Source organism: Xanthomonas sp. NCPPB 3174, from assembly GCF_056725205.1.
Genome location: NZ_CM161517.1, coordinates 1706853 through 1729701 on the forward strand (window position 1 = coordinate 1706853; position 22849 = coordinate 1729701).

At 70.4% G+C, this 22849-nt stretch carries 19 protein-coding genes; 15 read left to right on the forward strand and 4 right to left on the reverse strand.

The window, feature by feature from the left end:
* The first annotated feature begins 836 nt into the window (after positions 1-836).
* From AC1PK7_RS07505 to asnB, 5 genes are all read left to right on the forward strand, one after another.
* Complete coding sequence (locus AC1PK7_RS07505) at positions 837-1613, forward strand: hypothetical protein (RefSeq protein WP_481100364.1); 777 nt, start codon at positions 837-839, stop codon at positions 1611-1613.
* 230 nt (positions 1614-1843) lie between these two features.
* Positions 1844-2200 carry an arsenate reductase gene (locus AC1PK7_RS07510; RefSeq protein ID WP_209229458.1) on the forward strand — a complete coding sequence of 119 codons (357 nt, stop codon included), beginning with the start codon at positions 1844-1846 and terminating at the stop codon, positions 2198-2200.
* Positions 2197-2655, forward strand: a complete 459-nt coding sequence (locus tag AC1PK7_RS07515) for a GNAT family N-acetyltransferase (protein ID WP_420009441.1) — start codon at positions 2197-2199, stop codon at positions 2653-2655. The genes AC1PK7_RS07510 and AC1PK7_RS07515 overlap by 4 nt, the downstream gene beginning before the upstream one ends.
* A gap of 159 nt (positions 2656-2814) precedes the next feature.
* The gene (gene dapE / locus AC1PK7_RS07520) at positions 2815-3945 is read left to right on the forward strand and encodes a succinyl-diaminopimelate desuccinylase (protein WP_481100365.1); all 1131 of its coding nucleotides are present in this window, start codon (positions 2815-2817) and stop codon (positions 3943-3945) included.
* A gap of 251 nt (positions 3946-4196) precedes the next feature.
* Positions 4197-5888: an asparagine synthase B gene (gene asnB / locus AC1PK7_RS07525; protein WP_371181551.1), complete on the forward strand. Its 1692-nt coding sequence runs from the start codon at positions 4197-4199 to the stop codon at positions 5886-5888.
* Positions 5889-6169: 281 nt separating this feature from the next.
* Here asnB and AC1PK7_RS07530 read toward each other — a convergent pair whose 3' ends face one another.
* The 3 genes from AC1PK7_RS07530 to AC1PK7_RS07540 form a co-directional block, all read right to left on the reverse strand.
* A complete protein-coding gene (locus AC1PK7_RS07530; RefSeq protein ID WP_481100366.1) occupies positions 6170-7243 on the reverse strand; it encodes a GGDEF domain-containing protein in 1074 nt (357 codons plus the stop codon).
* A 336-nt stretch (positions 7244-7579) separates the two neighbouring features.
* Positions 7580-8626, reverse strand: a complete 1047-nt coding sequence (locus AC1PK7_RS07535; RefSeq protein WP_209244296.1) for a right-handed parallel beta-helix repeat-containing protein — start codon at positions 8624-8626, stop codon at positions 7580-7582.
* An 82-nt stretch (positions 8627-8708) separates the two neighbouring features.
* Entirely contained in the window at positions 8709-11093 is a 2385-nt protein-coding gene (locus AC1PK7_RS07540; RefSeq protein WP_481100367.1) for a penicillin acylase family protein, read from the reverse strand.
* A gap of 191 nt (positions 11094-11284) precedes the next feature.
* Here AC1PK7_RS07540 and bfr point away from each other — a divergent pair, with 191 nt between their 5' ends.
* From bfr to AC1PK7_RS07590, 10 genes are all read left to right on the forward strand, one after another.
* Positions 11285-11776: a bacterioferritin gene (gene bfr, locus AC1PK7_RS07545; RefSeq protein ID WP_026143459.1), complete on the forward strand. Its 492-nt coding sequence runs from the start codon at positions 11285-11287 to the stop codon at positions 11774-11776.
* Between the two features lie 568 nt (positions 11777-12344).
* A complete protein-coding gene (locus AC1PK7_RS07550) occupies positions 12345-12788 on the forward strand; it encodes a DUF2147 domain-containing protein (RefSeq protein WP_481100368.1) in 444 nt (147 codons plus the stop codon).
* A 116-nt stretch (positions 12789-12904) separates the two neighbouring features.
* A complete protein-coding gene (locus AC1PK7_RS07555) occupies positions 12905-13798 on the forward strand; it encodes a TorF family putative porin (RefSeq protein WP_481100369.1) in 894 nt (297 codons plus the stop codon).
* A gap of 3 nt (positions 13799-13801) precedes the next feature.
* A complete protein-coding gene (locus AC1PK7_RS07560) occupies positions 13802-15445 on the forward strand; it encodes a xylulokinase (RefSeq protein WP_481100370.1) in 1644 nt (547 codons plus the stop codon).
* Positions 15432-16073: a class II aldolase/adducin family protein gene (locus AC1PK7_RS07565; protein ID WP_420009447.1), complete on the forward strand. Its 642-nt coding sequence runs from the start codon at positions 15432-15434 to the stop codon at positions 16071-16073. Before AC1PK7_RS07560 ends, AC1PK7_RS07565 begins: the two co-directional genes overlap by 14 nt.
* A gap of 49 nt (positions 16074-16122) precedes the next feature.
* The gene (locus tag AC1PK7_RS07570) at positions 16123-17571 is read left to right on the forward strand and encodes an aspartate aminotransferase family protein (RefSeq protein WP_481100371.1); all 1449 of its coding nucleotides are present in this window, start codon (positions 16123-16125) and stop codon (positions 17569-17571) included.
* 3 nt (positions 17572-17574) lie between these two features.
* A complete protein-coding gene (locus tag AC1PK7_RS07575) occupies positions 17575-18213 on the forward strand; it encodes a hypothetical protein (RefSeq protein WP_481100372.1) in 639 nt (212 codons plus the stop codon).
* A gap of 84 nt (positions 18214-18297) precedes the next feature.
* Complete coding sequence (locus AC1PK7_RS07580) at positions 18298-19449, forward strand: MFS transporter (protein WP_481100860.1); 1152 nt, start codon at positions 18298-18300, stop codon at positions 19447-19449.
* Between the two features lie 122 nt (positions 19450-19571).
* Complete coding sequence (locus AC1PK7_RS07585; protein WP_481100373.1) at positions 19572-21014, forward strand: aldehyde dehydrogenase family protein; 1443 nt, start codon at positions 19572-19574, stop codon at positions 21012-21014.
* Between the two features lie 145 nt (positions 21015-21159).
* Positions 21160-21864 carry a TetR/AcrR family transcriptional regulator gene (locus AC1PK7_RS07590; protein WP_481100374.1) on the forward strand — a complete coding sequence of 235 codons (705 nt, stop codon included), beginning with the start codon at positions 21160-21162 and terminating at the stop codon, positions 21862-21864.
* Positions 21865-21936: 72 nt separating this feature from the next.
* Here AC1PK7_RS07590 and AC1PK7_RS07595 read toward each other — a convergent pair whose 3' ends face one another.
* Positions 21937-22827, reverse strand: coding sequence for an SDR family oxidoreductase (locus tag AC1PK7_RS07595; RefSeq protein ID WP_481100375.1), 891 nt, complete (start codon positions 22825-22827; stop codon positions 21937-21939).
* Positions 22828-22849 lie beyond the last annotated feature (22 nt).

Genomic DNA, 22849 nt, shown 5'->3' on the forward strand with positions numbered 1-22849 from the left:
TCTCGCTTTGGTGTGCTGCTTCCTGTCGATGTCGTGGTCAGGCGGAGGCCTTTGTGTGTTGCGCGGTTATTGTGCGTGTTGGTGTCTGGTGCGTAGGGCGTGACATTGGCGGAGACGAGCTGCCCCGCGGCACCGCATTGCGTTGACGTTGAAGCCGCTTTACATGTCTTGAGCTTTAGGCAACAGCAAAGGCTTTCGCCCTGTCGGGCGAGTTACTTTTCTTTGCTCGCGCAAAGAAAAGGTAACCAAAAGAAAGCGCGCCCTGCCTTGCGCCCTCCGCGCTACGCGCTCCGGGTCCGCGGATGCACCGGGGATCCGCGGAAGGGGCTTGGCTGCTTTGCAGCCAAGTCCGGGGCAGTCGCCTCACGGCGCCAGCCCGCCCGCCGGGGCGAAGCAGTGCTTCGCCTTTTTCCGGCGAGCCCTGCCCCTGCCGCGGACGGCGCACATCCATGTGCGCCGCCCTTCGGGTTTTTCCCCGATGCATCCGCCGCTGCGGAAGGGAACCCGGTAGATCAAAAGCAAAAGCAACGGCGGTAAAGCACGCTGTGGCTTCCGTCGTCATCGGTATGCTGACATGCCGAACCTCCAGCGAATCCGACGCCAGTGCCCCATCTGCGGGTAGGCCGGGCACATCATGTGGTTGTCGCACGTTGCGACGCGGTTGCCTCGCAGGGCCCGCGATCTCGCGGCCAGGGAAGGGCGCACACCCGACGTACATCGGCGCCTGGATATGCTGCCGCACGCAGGTCTGGGCGCTGTTGCGTCGGTGCGTATCGGACCCGATGTCCGTTGCAAACCGTCGCCGGGTGCTGCCACTACCACGACAGGAGACACCGATGCGTACGATCATGTGGGCTTGCTGGATGACGGCAGCGTTCGTGCTGTCAGGGTGCGGCCGTGAGGGCGCGCCGGCACCGACGGCGCCCAAGGCTGGTGACACGCCAGCGGTGGCGGCCGCTGCGCCAAATCCCGCTTCGTCCGCGACACCTGCGCCTGCGCAAGCGCCTGCGACGACGGCGCAGAGCGCCAGCGCCGCAGGCGAGCCGCTGTCCTGTGCCGACGAGATCGGCGCCGACGCCGCGGCGGTGCGCGTGGACACCTGTCGCGCGGTGTCGCCGGCCACGCATCCGCCCTGCAATGCCGCCAATAGCTGCGCGATGATCGACGACGAGATCGCCCGCAGTTGCGCGCTTCTCGGCCGCGACGAACCGACCACGGTCGGCTGCGGCCCGGCCGCCGACAGCCCGCAGGCGGCGGCAGACGTGGTGCGGCGTTATTACGCAGCGATCAACGCGCGCGACTACGCCACGGCCTGGCAGCAGTGGGGCGAGGACGGGCGGCCGGGGCAGTCCTATGCCGCGTTCAAGGCCGGCTTCGCGCAGACGCGCGCGGTGAAGGCGACGATTGGCACGCTGGGCCGCGGCGACGGCGCCGCCGGCTCGGTGTATCAGCCGGTCCCGGTCACCGTGGAGGCGACGCTGGCCGACGGCACGCGGCAGCGCTTCCGCGGCGACTACGTGCTGCGCCGGGTCAACGGTGTGGACGGGGCTTCGGCGGCGCAACTGCGCTGGCGGATCGACTCGGCGCAACTCAAGGAAGTGCCGGCGCAGTGAGGCCTGGCGGCTTCTTCTTGCGCCTGGGAAGCCGATGGCGCGCGCGGCGGGTAAGATCACGCGCGCTGCGGCCTGTCGATGACGGAGTGCCCGGTTCGTCTCCTGATGGCATCGCCCGCCAAGAGGCGGTGCGCGGCGCTTTGGGCGGCGATCTGTCCTGGCCGACCGACCCTCACCCCAACCCCTCTCCCGGTGGGAGAGGGGCTTCATTCGCTTGAAGGGATGTTTCGATGACGACGTTGTACGGATTGAAGAACTGCGACACCTGCAAGAAGGCGACGAAGTGGCTGGATCGCTTCGGCGTGGCCTATACCTTCGTCGATTACCGCGAGCACAAGCCGACCCCGGAAACTCTGCTGGAGTGGGCCGGCCAGGCCGGTGGGTTCGACGCGCTGGTCAACAAGTCCTCCACCACCTGGCGGCAGTTGCCCGACAACAAGAAGACGCCCGGCTCCGATGCCGAGTGGAAGCTGCTGCTGCGCGAGTATCCGCAACTGATCCGGCGACCGGTGGTGGTGACCGACGACGGCAAGCTCAGCCAGGGCTTCTCCGACAACGGCTTCAAGCAGCGGTTCGGGATCGCGTGACCATCCGCCCGTACCGGGCCGAGGACTGGGCGCGCCTGTGCGCCATCCACGACGCCGCGCGTCTGGAGGAACTGCAGGCGGCGGGGTTGCCCGATGCGTTCCTGCCGCTGCCGATCGCGGCCGAGCGAGAAGGCCTGTTCGACTACCGCGTGCAGGTCGCCGAGTGCGATGGCCAGGTGCTCGGCTTCGTCGCCGACGATGGCGAGGAACTGGCCTGGCTGTACGTGGATCCGACCGCACGCCGGCGCGGCATCGGGCGGGCGCTGGTGACGGCGGTGCAGGACGCCAGCCCGGCCGGCCTGACCCTGGAATTGCTAGACGGCAATGCCACGGCGCTGGCCTTCTATCGCGCCTGCGGTTTCGTCGAAACCGGCCTGCAGCATGGACGCATGCCCGGCAACGAGGCCTTCGCGGTGCGCGTGCAGTGCATGCGCTGGCCGGGCGTCGCGTTGTAGCGAAGCCGCGACCGCGTCGCGCATCCGCCAGGCGACACTGGCAGACCCTTCGAATCCGCCAGCAGCGCTCGTACACTGCGTTTCCGGCGCCGCCCGCACGCGACGCTGCCGCTGGCGATCCGCATCGCGTCTCTCTCGTGTCTTCCAACGGTGTCCTGCATGTCCGATGTCCTTGAACTCGCCTGCGACCTGATCGCCCGCCCGTCGGTCACCCCCGACGATGCTGGCTGCCAGGCACTGATCGCGCAGCGGCTGCAGCGCGCCGGTTTCGCCATCGAGCGGCTGCGCTGCGGCGAGGTCGACAACCTGTGGGCCACCCATCGCGGCGGCGACGGTCCGGTGCTGGCGCTGCTCGGGCATACCGACGTGGTGCCGCCGGGGCCGCGCGAGGCCTGGAGCAGCGATCCGTTCGCACCGCAGGTCCGCGATGGCGTGCTGTACGGGCGCGGCGCCGCCGACATGAAGGGCAGCGTGGCCGCCTTCGTGGTCGCCGCCGAGCGGTTCGTGGCCGCGCAGCCGCAGCACCCGGGCACGCTGGCGCTGCTGCTGACCAGCGACGAGGAAGGCGATGCGATCGACGGCGTGCGCCACGTGGCGCGCGTGTTCGCCGAGCGTGGCGAGCGCATCGACTGGTGCATCACCGGCGAACCCTCGTCCACCGAGCGGCTTGGCGACCTGCTGCGGGTCGGCCGTCGCGGCAGTCTTTCCGGCGCGCTGCGCGTGCGCGGCGTGCAGGGGCACGTGGCCTATCCGCACAAGGCGCGCAATCCGATCCACCTGGCCGCGCCGGCACTGGCCGAGTTGGTCGCGCGGCATTGGGACGACGGCTACGAAAGCTTCCCGCCGACCAGCCTGCAACTCTCCAACATCCATGCCGGTACCGGCGCCAACAACGTGATCCCGGGCGAACTGCAGGTCGCCTTCAACCTGCGCTATACCCCGCACTGGGATGCGCCGCGGCTGGAAGCGGAGATCGCCGCGCTGTTCGATCGCCATGGCTTGGACTACGAACTGCGCTGGCACCGCAGCGGCGAGCCGTTCTACACCCCCGAAGGCACGCTGCGCCGGGTGGCGCGCGAGGTGCTGAGCGAGGTCGCCGGCGCGCCGCCGGAGGAGAGCACCGGCGGCGGCACCTCCGATGCGCGCTTCATCGCGCCATTGGGCGCGCAGTGCATCGAGGTCGGCCCGGTCAACGCCAGCATCCACCAGGTCGACGAGCACGTGCGCGTGGCCGACCTGGAGGCGCTGCCGGACCTGTACCTGCGCCTGATCGAACGGTTGCTGCGGTAACAGTTGCGCCGGCCCGCGTGCCGGGTTACGGTCGTCCCATGACCTCGCTGTCCGTCCTCCGCTCGAGCAACGCCAACGGCCGCAATAACGCGCTGGCGAATAATCGTGCGCGGCCGATGCGGGTCTGCGACTAGGCGCTACCAGAAACACCACGCCCAGCCACCAGAAAACCCGCATCGGCCGATGCGGGTTTTTTTGTGCCTGGGTGTCTCCCCCTTCGCAACCACCACCCCACGATCAGGAGCTTTCCCATGTGTTCGATCTTCGGCATCTTCGGCCTGCAACCGGGCGACGACCTGCAGGCGCTGCGGCGGCAGGCGCTGGACTGCTCGCAGCGGCAGCGCCACCGCGGCCCGGACTGGAGCGGCGTGTATGTTGACGACGGCGCGATCCTGGTCCACGAGCGCCTGGCCATCGTCGACCCGGCCGGCGGCTCGCAGCCGCTGCTCTCCGACGACGGGCAACTGGCGCTGGCGGTCAACGGCGAGATCTACAACCATCGCGAGCTGAAGAAACAACTCGCCCAGCCCTACGCCTTCCAGACCGGCTCGGACTGCGAGGTGATCAACGCGCTATACCGCGAGACCACGCCGGAGGCGCTGCTCAACCGCCTCAACGGCATCTTCGCTTTCGCGCTGTGGGACAAGGCCGCCGGCCGCGTGCTGATCGCGCGCGATCCGATGGGGGTGTGCCCGCTGTACTGGGGCCATGACGCGCAGGGCCGCCTGCGGGTGGCCTCGGAAATGAAGTCGTTGGCCGACAGCTGCGCCGACGTCGCCCAGTTCCCGCCGGGCCACTACTACGACAGCGCCAGCGGCGCATTGGTGCAGTACTACCGCAAGCCGTGGCGCGACTACGCGGCGGTGCAGGGCGTGGAGGTGAGCAAGCAGGAACTGCGCGAGGCCTTCGAGCGCGCCGTGCATCGCCAGTTGATGACCGACGTGCCGTACGGCGTGCTGCTCTCCGGTGGACTGGATTCGTCGCTGGTCGCCGCGGTGGCGGCGCGCTTCGCGCGCAAGCGCATCGAGGAGAACGACGAGGCCGAGGCCTGGTGGCCGCGCCTGCACTCGTTCGCGATCGGCCTGAAGGGCTCGCCGGACCTGGCCGCCGCGGCGATCGCCGCCGAGGCGCTGGGCACCGTGCACCACGGTTTCGAATACACCTTCGAGGAAGGTCTGGATGCGCTGCCGGAAGTCATCCGGCACATCGAGACCTACGACGTCACCACCATCCGCGCCTCCACGCCGATGTTCCTGCTGGCGCGGCGGATCAAGGCGATGGGGGTGAAGATGGTGCTCTCCGGCGAAGGCAGCGACGAGATCTTCGGCGGCTACCTGTACTTCCACAAGGCGCCGAACGCACGCGAATTCCACGAAGAACTGATCCGCAAGCTCGACGCGCTGTACAACTACGACTGCCTGCGCGCCAACAAGTCGATGATGGCCTGGGGCGTGGAGCCGCGCGTGCCGTTCCTCGACGTGGAGTTCCTGGACGTGGCCATGCGCATGGACGCCCAGTACAAGATGGCCGGCACCCGCGCCGACGGCAGCAAGCGCATCGAGAAGGCGGTGCTGCGCGAAGCCTTCGAGGGCTACCTGCCCGAGTCGATCCTGTGGCGGCAGAAGGAGCAGTTCAGCGACGGCGTCGGCTACGGCTGGATCGATGGGCTGAAGGCGCATGCCGAGGCGCAGGTGAGCGACCGCGAACTGGCCGCGGCCGACAAGCGCTTCCCGGTGAACCCGCCGCAGACCAAGGAAGCCTATTACTACCGCAGCCTGTTCGAGCGCGTGTTCCCGACCCCGGCCGCGGCCGAGACCGTGCCTGGCGGCAAGTCGATCGCCTGTTCCTCGCCGGCGGCAATCGCATGGGACGCGAGCTTCGCGACGATGGCCGATCCCTCCGGCCGCGCGGTGGCCGGGGTACACGCGCAGGCGCTGGGATGAGTGGGGCTTGGTGCTCCGGCGTCCTGCCCTTGCGCCAGCAAGCCGGATGTCGGTGAAACGTGCCCGGCGCCGCCTAGATTTACGGGCACAGGCGCTTGGATCCATGCGAACCACGGCGTGTGGTTCGCATGGATCATGCTAACGCTTTCAGCGTGTTGTGGATGGCTGTGTACAGCACTCCGATCAGTGACACATACGTCAGCCGACACTCTGTGGTTGGCTCATGCGATCGATTCAGCGCGCCGTCGCGTGTGCGATTGGCCTGCGCACTGGTGCGGTGGTTACAAAGGCGCCGCCTCCGGTAGCGTGGCGTCGCTAACGCGCACCGCCGACGTTGCGGCCACCGCCACAGCGCAGTCGAGGCGGAGGCTGCCGTGGCCGTCTTGTCGGGCGGCGGACAGCGCGCGGTCGGCGCGTGCGAGCAGGTCCGACACCTCGCCGCCGGCCGGCAGCGAGGCCAGGCCGACGCTGCAGGTGAACGCGGCCCCGTCCACGCGCAGGTTGCGGATGCGCTGCTGCAGGCGCTGCAGCCGTTCGCTCGCCTTGGCCTGCGACACGCCCTCGAACAGCAGGCCGAATTCCTCGCCGCCGAGGCGGCCGACACGGCAGCGCGGATCCAGCCGCACCAGCTCCGTCGCCAGCGCCTGCAGCACCGCATCGCCCACGTGATGGCCGTGCTCTGCGCCGATCCGCTCGAAGTCGTCGATCTCCAGCATGGCCAGCTGTACGGCGTGCCGGGCGCCGATCGCTGCCTCCAGCTCGGCGATGAGCGCGCGCCGGTTGGGAAGACCGGTCAGCGCATCGGTAGCGGCCAGGCGTCGATCGTTTTCCCGATGCGCGTAGTTGCTGCGCAGGGCGGTGACGACGACGTGGTTCATGGCCAGCCCGATGATCGTCACCGCCGCCACCAGGAGTTCCAGCAGCGGCAGGTCGGCCGCGCTCGGCACCAGGCTGTCGTGCCAGCCGAGCATGATCGCCCAGGTGCAGGCCAGGGCAAGCAGATAGTCGCGCGCGTGGCTGAACAGCACGCTGTAGCCCAGGCTCAGGGTCACCGCCACCGGCAGCATCCAGCTCACGCTGGCGCTGCCCATGTGATGCAGTTGCAGCCGGAACGCGGCGTCGAACGCGATCACCGACAGGAAGGCGCCCAGCCGCCATTGCCAGGATTGCTTGGCCATGCGCATGACCAAGCCGCTGCCGAGCATGGCGACGAACGCCAGCGCGTAGCGCGGGTCCAGCGGATGGCGCAGGTAGGGGTTGCACAGCAGCAGCGCCAGCCAGACGCACAGGGTCAGGCCCTGGATCGCCAGGATCGGCCGGTCGAGGGTGCGGCGGACATGAAGGTGGTAGTTCATCTGCTCTCCCAGAGCGCGCGGCGGCACTCCAGCGCCTGCGCGGCACGGTCGATCGGTGATCCAGCGCGGTCCGTCGGTCGCTGGGGCGTCGTCACCGGTTAGCGGCCGCCGCGGGGAGAGCTTGAGCGGCTTGCCGCGGTCGCCGGCGCACCTGCCGTGGTCAGCGTGGCGGGCAGGCGTCCGGCGTCGGGCGGGCGAAGCAGGGGAGACAGGGCGCACAGACCCTGGCGCCGTCAGGCGCAGGCGCGAAGCCTGGCGGGCGCCTGCCGCGCCAGGCCGTCACGCCACCCTGCCGGGGCAGAAGTGGCGTGCCGCAGGTGCGGCGGCCGCCTGCGCTTACTCGAAGCGCACGCAGTGGCCGTAGCGTTCGGGCTGGATGTCGATGCCCGAGGCATCGGCCTGGTTGTTCTTGCGCCACAGGTTGGGGCGGAAGTCCGGGCCGGTGCAGTTGGCTGCGCTGTCCACGCCGATGGTGTAGGTGTAGGGATTGCCGCGGAAGGTGTTGTTCTCGAAGGTGTTGTCTTGGCTCATGCTGTTGTCCCAGCACAGGATCTGCGGCGTGCGCTGGCGGATCGAGCAGGTCAGGTAGAGCCCGGCGCCCTTGTTGTCGATGAACTGGTTGCCCGCGAACAGGTTGCGGCGTGCGTCGGCCAGGTACACGCCCTGGCTGCCGTTGCGCTCCAGGCGGTTGTCGCGGATCTCGCTGTCTTCCAGGTGCTCGGTGGTGATGCCGGCGGCGACGTTGTCGTGGATCACGTTGTCGATCAGCTTGACCTTGGCGGTGCGGTTGAACGACACCCCGTCCCAGGTCGCGCCGGACACGTCGTTGTGCGCGATCAGCAGGTCGCGGCTGTCGAACTCGCTGAGCAGGCAGGCGCTGCGGCACTTGCTCACCCGCAGGTGGGTCAGCTGGATGTTCTGGCCGTTGCGCACCACCACCAGGCTGTTGCTCAGGTACGGGCGTTCGGGCATGAACTCCTTGTCGATGGTGCCGCCGACGATCTGCAACTGCTCCACGCGCACGTCGCGGATCGGCCGGATCGGACGCTCGTTCTGGTAGTCGCCGATCACGATGGTGGGTTGCTGCACGTGGTCGCGCATGCGCAGCACGGTGCTGTCGCCCTGGCCGCGCAGGCGCAGGCCGTCGCGCTGGATCGAGATCAGCTTGCTCACCGGGAACTCGCCCGCGCTCAGGCACACGGTGGCGGGCTTGCCGTCGTTGGGGACGCGGTCGATCGCGGCCTGCAGGTCGTCGCCGGGTTCGGCGCGCACGCTGCAGTCGGCGGCGGCAGTGGGCGCGTCGGCGGCCGGCGCGGCGCTGGCGGAGAACGACACGGCCGCGGCGAGCGGCAGCAACAGGGCGAGCAGGGGAGGGCGCTTCATCGGTAGGCAGACTCGGCAGTGGGGGGAGGGAAGGCGGTAAGCCAGCGCAGGCGGACAGACGCCGGCGCGGACCCATATCAGGTCATTGTGGTGCGGTCGGGCTTAATGTCAGCGTGTACCGGGTCGGGCCAGGCAGGAACTTTGTGGCACGGCCCTGCACCCAGTCGGCGTGGCCGGCGCCCCAGAACGGCGACAGTGGGTGGCCGCTCTGGCCGCCCGGCATGTGCACGATGCCGTCGGCTTCGTGGCCGGGCGCCACCACCATGCGTTCGGAGGCGCCGAATTCCGGGCGCTGCACCCGCGGCATGTTGTCGTCGCCGGGGAGCGGGGTGTCCGGCATGCACAGCCAGCCGCGCAGCGGCCCGGGCAGGCCCTGCGCCAGCGGATGGCAGATCGCCGCGCGGTTCTCCAGGCCCCAGCGGCGCGTGTCCAGCGGGCCTTCGGCCTGCAGGTGCGTGCTCACCTCGGTGGCGGCGTCTTCCAGCAGCGCCTGCCAACTGCCGTAGCGGCGCGGCAGCAGGTGCAGCGGCTGTTGCTGCAGCAGCGGCCAGGCCACGCCTTCCAGTTGCGGCAGCGCCGGGGGCGCGGCATCGGCGTCCGATCCTGTACGCGCCGGTGCGATCAGGCCGTCGCGGATCCGGGTCAGCACCGCCAGGCGCCAGGCGCGCACCAGGGTGTAGCTCACCGAACCGGTGCTGGCGCGGCCTTCCCAGTGCTTGGCCGCCTGCGCCACGGCGTGCAGCGCCGGCGTCGCCGCACCGGCATCGCGTTGCTGCAGCAGCGCCCACCAGCGCTGCAGGAACAGCGCGCGGTCGTCGAGCTGGATCGCCAGCAACTGCCGTTCGTCGAGGTGCGGATGCAGGCGCACGTCGTCGCGGATCTGCTGCGCACGCGCGCCCAGCGCGTAGCCGCCGTCGCCGAGCGGTGCCAGTTCGGCGCCGCCGACCACGCGGGCATTGGCGGTCCACAGTTGCCCGTCGGCGGGATCGATGCGCTGCGGCGACTGGGTGGTGGACAGCGGCCACGGCGCGCAGCGCGCGTCCGCCGGCACCGACGCGCGCACGTCGTGCATGACTGCGTCGGCTGCGCAATGCGGGCCGCGCAGCGGCAGCGGGCCGAGCACGCGCCAGCCGATATGGCCGTCGCGGTCGGCCAGCACCAGGTTCTGCGCGGGCGTGGCGATGCGTTGCGCGCGGGCGAAGGCATCGGGGAGGGACGTGGCGCGGGCGAAGTCGGCCAGGCCCAGGTTCAGCGCACCCGGCAGTTGCGCCGCCCAACGCAATGCCAGGGCACTGCCGTCGGGTTCATGCTGCAGGATCGGACCGTAGGCGGTGTCTTCCACCTGCAGCACGGTGTTGGGCGCGCCCGACACCCGGATCCGTTCGTTGTGCACGCTGACCGGCGTGCAGCCGGGTTGCGGCGTCGCGGCACATGGGGTGAGCCGGTACCAGTCGGCGGTATCGGCATAGCTGTTGGTGAAGCCCCAGGCGATGTGGCCGTTGCTGCCGACGATCACCGCCGGCAGGCCGGGCAGGGAGAAGCCGGACACGTCCACGCGGCCGCCCGGCGCCTGCGCATCGGCATAGCGCAGGCGCACCCGGAACCACAGGCTGGGCGCGCGCAGGCCCAGGTGCATGTCGTTGGCGACGATGGCGCGGCCGTCGGCAGTGCGGCTGCCGGCAATCGCCCAGTTGTTGCTGCCGGGCGCGGCAGGAGCCACCGCGTCGGCGTTGGCCTGCGCGGCCCCATCCGGCAGCCTGCGCAGATCGACCTGACCGGCGTCGGGCAACACTGCGTCGCCGACCCCGCTGCCATCCAGCGCGGCGTCCCAACTGCTGCCTTCGTGGCGCAGCAGGGCGTACAGCGGCGCCGGCAAGCGCTGCTGCAGCCGGTACAGCTCCAGCTTGCGATCGAGCTGCTTGCCCTGCAGGTCGAAGTACATCGCCTGGCCGGCCAGCGCCGAATCCACCGGCTGCCAGTCGCGCGGCGCGGCGAACAGCAACAGGTACGGCCACGGCCGCACCCGCAGCGCATGCAGGCCCTGGTTGACCCCGGCGCTGTAGGCCTGCAGCGACGCCGCGTGCGTGCCGGCGAACGCGGCCAGTTGCGCGCTGCTGCGGGCACGCAGGCGCTGCGCACGGCGCGCCTTGTCCACGCCCAGCGCGTGCGGGCCGACCAGTTCGGACAATTCGCCAGCGGCCGCGCGGCGCAGCAGGTCCATCTCGAAGAAGCGCTCCTGCGCATGCACGTAGCCGAGCGCGCGCATCGCATCGGCTTCGTCGGCGGCCTCGATGGTGACCGTGCCCAGTGCGTCGCGCTGGATGCTCACCGGCGCCCGCAGGCCTTGCAGCGGCGCGTTGCCGTCCAGCGTGGCCAGGCTGCCGCGCAGCAGCAGCCAGACGCCCAGGACTAGGGCGGCCGCCAGCAGCAGCGTGCCCAGCAGCAGGCGTTTCCATCGACCGCGCATCGTCTCTCTCCGGTGACAAGTCTCCGATTCTAGACACGCATGCGTGTCGTTCCCGCGTAGGCGCGGCGCGCTGTGCGCGGGGTCACGCATCGTGGGTGGTGCGACTCGGGATGTGAATGATTCCGATTGGAACGCGGCGCGGCGGCATCGGGCACTATGGCGCCCTCAGTCGACCCCACGGAGCCCGCCCCATGAAGGGACACCCCGACGTTGTGCAATGCCTCAAGGAGCTGCTGCGCGGCGAACTGGCCGCGCGCGACCAGTATTTCATCCACTCGCGGCGTTACGAGGACCAGGGCCTGCTGGCGCTGTACGAACGCATCAACCACGAGATGGAAGAGGAGACCGAGCACGCCGATGCGCTGCTGCGGCGCATCCTGTTCCTGGAAGGCGACCCGGACATGCGCCCGCATGCCTTCGAACCCGGGCGCACGGTCGAGGAAATGCTGGAGAAGGACCTGAAGGTCGAGTACGAAGTGCGCGCCAACCTGGCCGCGGGCATGAAACTGTGCGAGCAGCACGGCGACTACGTCAGCCGCGACGTGCTGCTGGCGCAGTTGCGCGACACCGAGGAAGACCACGCCTGGTGGCTGGAGCAGCAGCTCGGCCTGATCAAGCGCATCGGCATGGCGCTGTACCAGACCTCGAAGATCGACGGGCACGTGTCCGGCAAGGACGCCTGATCCAGACGCGCGCCTCCCGCTTGCGGGAGGCGCCGATGCACTGAGCGGGGAGTTCCCCGCCACCGCGGCCGTGCGATCGCCGGCTGCCTGCGACCAGCCGCTCGTGCCGGTCGCCACCTCTCGCACTGGCCTGCATCGGCAATGCCGCCCCGTGTGCGCGGCGGCCCCACTTTCGATGCCGTGGCGATTGCCGCTGCAGTCTGCTGGCCGCAAACCCCGACCAGCGTTCTGTCCTCCTCGTTTTTTGAAACTGCCGATTGAGTCGGGCGGCGCGCCGCGCTCGGCTGTGGCGTTGGCTGGTGTGGCCGACGCGTTCGCCGCATGCATTGCGATGCCGTGGCCGTGACGTGCGCCGAGGTGCGGCCGCTGTGTTCGCTGTCGGCTGTTGCAATGCCGCAAAGGCCGGTCGGCGCACGCAGGGTGCCTTTCAAGCAATCCCTTTGAATCCAAGCGGTTGCGCGCTTCGTCGCGCCCGCGGCGAACGCCGTGCGGACAATGCTTGCAAAACGGTAGTGATCGCTATACGGTAGTTTTCACTACTTAATTGCGCGATGGCGGGGGGCGTTCGATGCAGGCGAGTCCGGGAATCAAGTGGTACTGCGTGGTCGGTGTGGTCGTTGCGGGTTGGTTGCTGACGCCGGCTGCGGCAGGCGCCGCACCGGCCGGGGCGCAGGGGCTGTGGCTGACCGCGGCCAAGGACGCGGTGGTGGAGTTCGCGCCGTGTGCGGATGCGGCCACGGCCTTGTGCGGACGCATCGTCTGGGACAAGGACGCCGGCACCGCCACCGATACCTGCGGCGTGCAGATCGCACGTCTGGCGCGCGAGGACGGCGACACCTGGCGCGACGGCTGGGCGTTCGATCCGCGCAGCGGCAAGCGCTACAAGGCGACGCTGCGCGCCAGCGGCAAATCGCTGGACCTGCGCGCCTTCGTCGGCGTGGAAGTGCTCGGCGAGACCGAACGCTTCACCCGCGTGCAGGCGCTGCCCAGCACGCCGGTCTGCGCCAGGTAGTCACCCGCCGCGCGCGCAACGCGCCGGCACCCTCGACGTGCGGTGCCTGCGACGGCCGCCGCGCGTCCCACCTTCCTCAGCGAACAGGGGAGATTGAGATGACTGCAGTCCGCTTCATGGCGACCCTCGCGGGCGCACTGGCCCTGCACGGCGCCTGCTGCGCCCGGGCCCACGCCCAGCAGGCCGACGCCGATGGCATGGTCAACTACGAGTTCCAGAATCAGATCAAGCTGATGAGCGAGCAGCGCACGCGCGGCGTGTCCGACTCGCTGATGCGCCCGTCGCTGAAATGGACCACCCAGTTCGTGCACGCCAGCGGCTTCGTCGCGCTGCTGGAGGTGGCCAAGGTCAGCAAGAAACAGTTCCTCGATGGCGACGGCCTGGGCATCACCGCCGCGGCCGGCTATCGCTTCGGCAATCCCGATGCATGGCATGCCGGTGTCGGCCTGGCCACGGAACGGTTCCCGGGCGCCAGTTTCCTGGCCCCGCATCAGATCGATCTGCAGACCGGCACCCCGGCGGACATCCGCCGCACCGACTACGATAGCAATTTCGGCGTGCTCGAACTCGGCTACGGCGCGGTCGAGGGCCGCCTGTTGTACGTGTTCTCCAAGACCTACCGCGGTGCCGACACCGGTGGCGTGTGCGCGCAGATCCTGCAGTTCGCCGCCGACCCGACGACGGCGCTGCGCTGCTTCGCCCGTGGCGAGCACGACTCGCGCGGCACGCTGCTGGGCGATCTCAACTACCAGACGCCGCTGCTGCCGTCGGTATTGCCGTCGACCACGCTGCGCCTGCACGCCGGCTACCAGAAGCTGCGCAATTTCAGCGAGGGCAGCTTCGCCGACTACCAGATCGGCATCACCCACAAGCGTTGGGGCCTGGACTGGAACCTGGACTGGGTCAGCACCCGGGTCAACGCGCACGAGCTGTACTGGGTGCAGGACGGCGCGCGCATCCGCAAGACCGATGGCGACACCCTGGTCGCCTCGATCGGCTACACGTTCTGACCGATGCGCAGCGAACTGCTCGATGCCGACCGGGGCGGCGACCAGCCACTGGTGCTGGCGGTGGACCTGGGAACCTCCGGCTGCAAGTGCGCGCTGGTCACCCTGGACGGCCAGGTGATCGCCTGGGCGTTCGAGCCGGTGCCGCTGCACGTGCACGGAGTTTGTGCCGAGCAGGATCCGCGCGACTGGTGGAACGCGCTGCTGGTCACCGCCGCGGCGGTGCTGCAGGGCGGCGAGGCGTTGCGCCGGCGGGTGACCGCGGTGTGCTGCTCGACCCAGGGCGAGTGCACCGTCTGTGTGGACCGCGACGGCCGCGCGCTGGGCAACGCCATGCTGTGGCTGGACATGCGCGGGCAGGCGGCGATCGCGCGACGCCTGCGCGGGCGCTGGCTCAACGTGCGCGGCTATGCGCCGCTGAAACTGCTGCGCTGGCTGCGCCTGAGCGGCGGCGCGCCGGCCGGCAGCGGCAAGGATTGCGCCGGTCACATCGCCTACCTGCGCGACCACGAGCCGCAGCGCTACCAGCGCACGCACAAGTTCCTCAACGCGCTGGACTATCTCAACCTGCGCCTGACCGGGCGCTTCTGCGCCACCGCCGATTCGGTGCTCACCACCTGGGTCACCGACAACCGCGACCCGATGCGCATCCGCTACGACGACGGCCTGCTGCGGCTGCTCGGCATCGAACGCGACAAGCTGCCGGACCTGGTGGCCTCCACTGAAGTGCTGGGGCCGCTGCTGCCGGGCGTGGCCGCGCAACTGGGCCTGTCGCCGCAGACCCGGGTGATCGCCGGCGCCATCGACAACTCGGCGGTGGCGGTGGCCGCGGCCGTCGAGGATTACGCCGCGCATCTGTACCTGGGCACCTCGTCGTGGCTGGGCGCGCACGTGCCGCGGATGAAGACCGACGTGTTCAGCAACATCGCCGCGGTGCCGTGCGCGGTGAGCGGGCGCTACCTGGCCACCGCGCTGCAGTCCACTGCCGGCGCCAACCTCTCGTTCCTGCGCGACCGCATCCTGTTCCATCCCGACGAACTGCTGCGCGACGAAGAACGCCCGGACGTGTACGAGGTACTCAACGTCATCGCCGCGCGGGTGCCGGCCGGGGCCAACGGCCTGGTCTACATGCCGTGGCTGTTCGGCGAGCGCACCCCGGTGGAGGACCACAGCCTGCGCGCCGGCTTGGTCAACCTGTCGCTGATGCACACCCGCGAGGACATCATCCGCGCCTTCATGGAAGGGGTGGCGTTGAACACGCGCTGGATGATGGAGCCGTTCGCGCGGCTGCTCGGTCGCGATCCGGGCGTGATCGCCGCGGTCGGCGGCGGCGCGCAATCGGACCTGTGGTGCCAGATCATCGCCGACGTCAGCGGCCAGGCGATCCGGCAACTGCACAATCCGATCCAGGCCAATGCGATCGGCGCCACCTTCATCGCCGGTGTGGGCCTGGGCCGGCTGCGCTTCGCCGATCTGCCGGCGCTGCAACGCGCACGCCGGGTATACGAACCGTCGCCGCTCACCCGCGCGCTGTACGACGACCGCTATGCGATGTTCCGCGAGTTGCAGCGCACGCTGGCGCCGATCTACCGGCGCATGAATCCCGTTCCCGAGTGCGTGCCGGAGGTTCCCCAGCATGTTTGCCCATGAACAACGCGCGCGCGTGGTCGCGCTGTGCGTGGAACTGTCGCGGCGCGGCTATCTGGCTGGCACCGGCGGCAACGTCGCCTTGCGCCTGGACGCCGAGCGCTTCGCGGTGACGCCCTCGGCCATCGATTACCTGGCGATGCGCGCCGAAGACATCTGCGTGGTGCGCCTGGCCGACCTGCGGCAACTGGATGGCGCCGCCACGCCGTCGGTGGAGACCGGGCTGCATGCGCAGGTGCTGCGCCGCCGGCCCGATGTGGCCTGCAGCATCCACACCCATCAGCCGGTGGCCAGCGCCTGCGCACTGCTCGGTGTGGCGCTGCCGGTGGAGGACCCGGCGTTGCAGGTGACGATCGGCCACAGCGTGCCGATGGTCGGTTACTTCCCATCCGGCACCGGGCTGTTGGCCTGGCTGCTGGCGCGGCAACTGCGCCCATCGCGCAATGCCTATCTGATGCGCAACCACGGCGTGCTGTGCTGCGGCCGCAGCCTGGAGCAGGCGGTGGCGGCGGTCGATGCGCTGGAGCAGGTGGCGCGCGAACACCTGACGCGCCGCATCCGACGCCGTGCCCTGCACGACACCGGCCTGGCCGCGCCGTTGCGCGCCGTCCTCAACGCACTGGAGGCCTGACCCCATGCACGCGCTTTCCGTTTCCGCTCCCCCGAACCCGGCACCGACCATGAGCCAGACCCCCGCCATTTCGCAATGGCCCGATGTGGACCAGTTGTACGCGCGCTTCCATGCGCTGGTGAACCAGCCGATGCGTCCGATCGGCGCCGCCGGCATGGCCAAGGTGATGCGCTATTTCGACGAGCGTTGCCAGGGCTCCAAACGCCTGGGCGAGGCGGCCAAGCAGGTCATCCCCGGCGGCGTACAGCACAACCTGGCGTTCAACCATCCGTTCCCGCTGGCGATGCACAGCGCCGAGGGCGCGCACCTGACCGACGTCGACGGCAACCGCTACATCGACTTCCTGCAGGCCGGTGGCCCGACCCTGCTCGGGTCCAATCCGCCGGAACTGCGCGAACACGTGCAGGCGGTGCTGGACCAGTGCGGTCCGGTGACCGGCCTGCTGCACGAGTACGAGGTCAAGCTGGCCGAACTGGTCTGCGCCAGCATGCCGGCGGTGGAGATGCTGCGCCTGCTCGGCTCCGGCACCGAGGCGGTGATGGGCGCGGTGCGCCTGGCCCGCACCCACACCCGCAAGAAATGGATCATCAAGATCGGCGGCGCCTACCACGGCTGGAGCGACCAGTTGGTGTACGGCATGCGCCTGCCGGGCACCGGACGCATGGAGGCGATCGGCATCCCGCGCGGCGCTACCGCCTACACCCAGGAATGCCATCCCAACGATCTGGAGGCACTGCGCCGCAAGCTGCAGTTCAACCGCCTGCGCGGCGGCACCGCGGCGGTGCTGCTGGAACCGCTGGGGCCGGAGAGCGGCACGCGGCCGGTGCATCACGACTACAACCGGCAGGTGCGCACGCTCTGCGACGAGTTCGGCGCGCTGCTGATCTTCGACGAGGTGGTCACCGGCTTCCGGCTCGGCCCGGGCGGTGCGCAGGGCTACTTCGGGGTCATGCCCGACATCACCGTGCTCGGCAAATGCCTGGCCGGCGGCTATCCGATGGCCGGCGCGATCGGCGGCCGCCGCGAGGTGATGATGAGCCTGGTCGGCGGCATCGGCACCACCGCGCGGCGGGCCTTCGTCGGCGGCACGCTGTCGGCCAATCCGCTGTCCTGCGTGGCCGGCTACCACGCCTTGCTGGAGGCGCAGCGCAGCGACGCCGCCGGCCAGGCCGGCCGCGCCGGCGATCGCCTGCGGCAGGGCCTGGAGGCGATCATCCGCCGTCTCGGCCTGCCGTACGTGGTCTACAACATGGGCTCGATCGTGCACCTGCAGACCTCCGGCGTGCTGCTGCTGGACACCGGCAACCTGTACAAGCTGTGGCGCGTGCGCAACGAGGCCAAGGAGCGCAAGCACATGATGGAGGAGATGGGCGCGGCGTATTCCGCGCACGGGCTGATCACCCTGGCCGGCAGCCGCATCTACACCAGCCGCGCCGATACCGATGCGGTGGTGGACGAGGCGCTGAATCGCTTCGACGACGTGTTCAAGCTGGTGTAGCGCATGCCCACTCTCTCGCACATCGAAGCGCTGTGGCTGCAGACCCGCGAGCGGCTCGCCGCCAAGCGCCTGCTCGGCGATGATGCGGCGGCGCTGGCGCTGCGTTGTCCTGGCACCACGGCGATGTGCTGCGGCGCGCGCGATGCGGAGCGGCCGCAGTGGCTGGACTGGCGCGACCCGGCGCTGCCGGCCGCGGCGCAGGTGCACGCGCAGGTGTACGCGCGGCGTCCGGATGTCGGCGCCAGCGCCTGGTCGGCCGGCGTGTTCGGCCTGCGCTTGGGCGACGTCGGCGGCGTGCTGCCGCAGGTGTTCGACGAGCAGGCCCGACACATCGGGCCGATGCCGGCGCCGTTTCCTGCGGTCGACGCGTTGGCGACGGCCGCGCCGGGCAGCGGCAGCGTCTTGCTGTTTGGCGCACGCCCGCTGTGTCTGGGCATCACCGCGCAGCGGCTGGCGTTGAACGTGGAATTGTTCGAAAAATGCGCCAAGGCCTACGTCCTCGCCGCGGCCACCGGCGGCCGGGTGCGGGAGCTGCCCTGGTGGGTGCGGCGCATCGCCAACGGGCGCCTGCGCAAGGACCAGCGGCGTGCCGCCGCGGCTTTCGCCGCGGGCGACTTTCCGGCCGAAAGCAAAGGCTACTGAGGGTCCACTGCGATGACCGCCATGCCATCCCCGTCTTCCAGCGCGGCAAGCGCCGTCCAGGCCACGCGTCCGCTCGCGGCGGCCTTGTCGATCGGCGCCATCGCCCTGCTGATCCTCGGCGTGCAGCCGATCGTGCTCGGTGCGCTGGTCGAGCAGCGCCTGATCACGTTGCCCGGCGTGGGCGTGGTGGCGATGGGCGAGATCATCGCGCTGGGCATTGGCGTGGCGCTGGGCGATGCGCTGCTGTCGGTGTCCTGGCAGCGTGCCACGGCGGTCGTGGCGGCGCTGCTGGCCGCAGCGCTGAACCTGGCCACGGTGCAGGCGCAGGGCGATGCGGCCTTCGTCGCGCTGCGTGCGGCCGCCGGCCTGGCCGAAGGGTTGTTGGTCTGGGTGGCCACGGTCAGCATCGTGCGCGCGGCCACCCCGGACCGGGTCACCGCGGTGTTCATGGTGTTGCAGGCGCTGGCGCAGATCGCGCTGGCGGCGGCGCTGGCACTGTGGGTGTTGCCGGCGGCCGGCTGGAAGGGTGGCTTCGTCGCCATGGCCGCGACCTGCCTGCTGGTGCTGCCGCTGGCGGCGGCCCTGCCGGCAGCGGCGAGCCAGGCCCCCGCCGCCGGCGTCCAGTGCGCGACGACCGCCACCGCCAGGCTGCGTTGGTCGCCGGCGACGCTGGCGCCGCTGCTGGTGGCGTTCCTGCAGATGTCGGCGATCGGCGCGTTGTGGGCCTACCTGGAGCCGCTGGCGCTGCGCGCGGGACTGGACACGCACGCGGCGCAACTGCAGACCTCGTGGGTGCTGGGCATGCAGATCGTCGGCGGGCTGGCGGCGATTTACTGGGTGCGGCGGCTGTCGGTGACGGCGACGCTGACCCTCGGCAGCCTGGCGCTGTGCCTGGTGGCCGCGGCGATGTACCGGGTTCCCGGCGCGCCGGCACTCGGCTTCGCCGCGGTGTGCGTGGCGTTCGGCTTCGCCTGGATGTTCCTGATGCCGTTCCATGTCGGCCTGGCGCTGCGCGCCGATGCGCAGGGGCGGGTGGCGGTGCTGGTGCCGGCCGCGCAATTGATCGGATCGGCCTGCGGGCCGTTGCTGGCCTCGCTGCTGCTGCACGCCGACGATCCGGCGCCGGTGCCGCTGGTCGGCCTGGGCTTTGCTTTCGCCGCGGCGCTGCTGGCGTTGTGGATCGGCCGGCGGCAACGCCATGCGACTGCCTTGCAGGCCGGCTCGCATGCAGGGTGATGGGCGCCATGCGCGTGCGCTGATCGCCGTCGCGATGCGTGCCGGCATGCCGCGCGGGGCGCAGGGGAGGGCGCTGCTGCGTGCAGCGGGATCGCCGACCTCCGCCAGGCAGGAGAACGGCGATGTCGCCTGAGCCCGTGCGGGACACCGCGCCGGAGACGATCGCGGCGCTGTTCGCCGCGCAGCAGGCCACCGCGCTGGCCTGGCGCGGCGCCTCGGCGAGCGCGCGGCGCGCCCGCCTGCGTGCGCTGCGCGATGCGCTGCTGGCGCGACGGCAGGCGCTGGTCGCCGCCTTCGCCGCCGATTTCGCCAAGCCGGCGCTGGAAGTGGAGTTGACCGAAGTGCTGCCGGTGGTCGACGAGATCGCCACCGCGATCGCGCAGTTGCCGCGCTGGATGCGTCCGCGCAAGGTCTCGCCCACCTTGCTTGCCCTGGGCACGCGCGCGCGCATCGCGTTCCAGCCCAAGGGCCGCTGCCTGATCATCGGGCCCTGGAACTACCCGGTCGCCACCGTGCTGGGGCCGCTGGTGTCGGCGTTGGCCGCCGGCAACACGGCGCTGATCAAGCCCTCCGAATTCACCCCGCAGGTCAATGCGGTGCTGCAGGCGGTGCTGGACGAGGCATTCGCGCCGGAAGAGGTGGCCCTGGTGCAGGGCGGTGCGGCCACCGCGCAGGCCTTGCTGGCCTGTCCGTTCGACCATGTGTTCTTCACCGGCTCGGCGGCGGTGGGCCGGCAGGTGATGGCCGCGGCGGCGCGGCAGCTGACGCCGGTGACGCTGGAACTGGGCGGCAAGTCGCCGGTGATCGTCGACCGCAGCGCCGACCTGCGCCGCGCTGCCGAGGTGATCGTCTGGGCCAAGCTGGTCAATGCCGGACAGACCTGCATCGCCCCGGATACCTTGTTCGTGCATCGCGACGTCAGCGCGCGCCTGCTCGAGCACTGCCGCGCCCTGCTGGTGCAGCGCTACGGTGCCGACGCGGAGGCGGTCGCCGCCAGTCCGCACCTGGCGCGCATGATCCATCCGGCCCATGCCGCGCGCGTGGCTGCGCTGATCGACGAGGCGCGCGCCGATGGCGCGCAACTGCTGGCCGGTGGCGAGCACGACGCGGCACGGCGCTACGTGGCGCCGACGCTGCTGGCGCAGGTGCCGGCGCAGGCGCGCATCGCGCAGGAAGAGATCTTCGGCCCGGTGCTGCCGGTGGTCGAGTTCGAGCAGCTGGAGGAGGTGCTCGACCGACTCGATGCCGCGCCCAAGCCGCTGGCGCTGTACCTGTGGAGCCGCGACCGCGCCGGCATCGCGCGGGTGTTGGCGCGCACCAGTTCCGGCAGTGCGGTGGTCAACCACTGCCTGCAGCAGTTCGTGCACAGCGGCCTGCCGTTCGGCGGGGTCGGCGCCTCGGGATTCGGCAGTGCGCACGGCGTGCACGGATTTCGCACCTTCTCGCACGAGCGCGCGCTGCTGCACGGTGGGCGCCTGCCGATCGTCAAGGCGTTCTTTCCTCCGTACACCGCCCTGCAGCAACGCTTGGCGGCCGGCCTCAGCGGTTGGTTGGCGCGGCGCTGAGCGTCGTTGCCGATGGGCCAGCGACGCGCGCGGTAAGATGCGTTGTCGGCGCGTGCAGCGGCGCTGCGGCGCCGTCCGCGCGCGCAGGGCCGCGGCGATGCGCGCCGCAACGCGGCCTGTGCCGCTTCATCACCATCGAGATCCCATGCCCGCCGACACGCCGCGTTCCCCCGCACCGCACCGCCCGCGCCTGACCGGGAACAAGGTGCCGGCCCAGCATCGCGCCACCGAGACCTATGAACAGATCCTCTCGGTCACCGCGCAACTGCTCGGCGACGTCGGCGTGGAGCGGCTGTCCACCAACCTGGTGTGCGCGCGGGCCGGGCTGACGCCGCCGGCGCTGTACCGCTATTTCCCGAACAAGTACGCGCTGCTGTCGGAACTGGGCCGGCGGCTGATGGAGCGGCAGAACCAGCTCATCCCCAAGTGGATCACCCTGCAGGCGATGAGCGGCACGCGCGAGGCGTTGCAGCGCGCGCTGGCCGGACTGGTGCTGGATACCTACCGCGTCACCAAGGCGACCGAAGGCGGTGTCTGGGTGCTGCGTGCGTTGCGCGCGGTGCCGGCGCTGCAGCAGGTGCGCCTGGATTCGCATGCGCAGGTGACCAAGGGCCAGGTGCGCTTCCTCAGCGAGGCCTTCCCCGATGCCGACCCGCGCCAGTTGCGGCTGGTCAGCCGCATCGTGGTCGACCTGATCTATGCGACCGTGGAGTTGCTGTTCGACACCCGACTGAGCGCCCGCGCGGTGGCCGATACCGTGGCGGCGATGATCGCCAGCCATATCGAGCAGCTGCGCGACGGCGCGGCGGCGGATGACAGCGCGAAGCGGGCGTCGACAGACGCCGCTTGAGCCAGCAGCGACGCGTCCGCAGACAAGGCGCGGCACCCGCAGGACGCTGTACATGCCGCCCCGACCGCGCGGCTAGGCGGCGAACTTGCCTGCGTCGAGATCCGCGATCAGCGTCGGGCCGGTCGGCGTCCAGCCGAGCCTGGCCTGGGTCAGCGCGCTCGAGGCCGGCATGTCGAGTTGCACGAACATCGCCATCCAGCCGAAATGCGCGGCCGCCTCGCCGGGCGCGATCGACACTACCGGCAACTTCAGACCGCGCCCCAACGCCTCGGCGATCTCGCGGCTGCGGATGCCTTCCTCGCCCACCGCATGATAACGCGCCCCCGGCTGCGCCCTCTCGATCGCAAGACGATACAGCCGCACCACGTCGGACAGGTGGCCGGCCGGCCAGCGGTTGCGGCCGTCGCCGACATAGGCGACCACGCCCTTGTCGCGCGCGATCGCCACCAGCGGGGTCACCAGCCCCTGCCGATACGGGGTATGGACCTGCGGCAGCCGCAGCACCGAGACATTGACGCCGGCCTCGAGCAACGCGTTGCCGGCCTGCTCGGAGGCGATGCGCGGATTCGGGTGGGTGGCGTTGAACACGTCCTCGCTGGCCGGCTCGCCGTGTTCGCCACTACCCACGCCGGTGCCCGAGGTGATCAGCAGCGGGCGATCGGAACCCCGCAGCGCCGCGCCGAGGGCCGCGATCGCGCGTCCGTCCTTCTCGCAGTTGGCGGCGAAGTTGCTGAAATCATGGTCGAACGCCGCGTGGATCACGGCATCGGCCTGCGCGGCGCCACGCGCCAGACTGTCCGGATCCTCGAGCGTGCCGTGGTGGACCTCGGCGCCGGCCGCGCGCAGCGCCTGCGCGCCGGCCTCCGATCGGGTCATGCCGAGCACGCGATGGCCGGCCTGGAGCAGTTCGGGAACCAGGGCCGAACCGATGAAACCGGTCGCGCCCGTCAGAAAGATACGCATGGTGCACTCCGTTGTGTCGGTG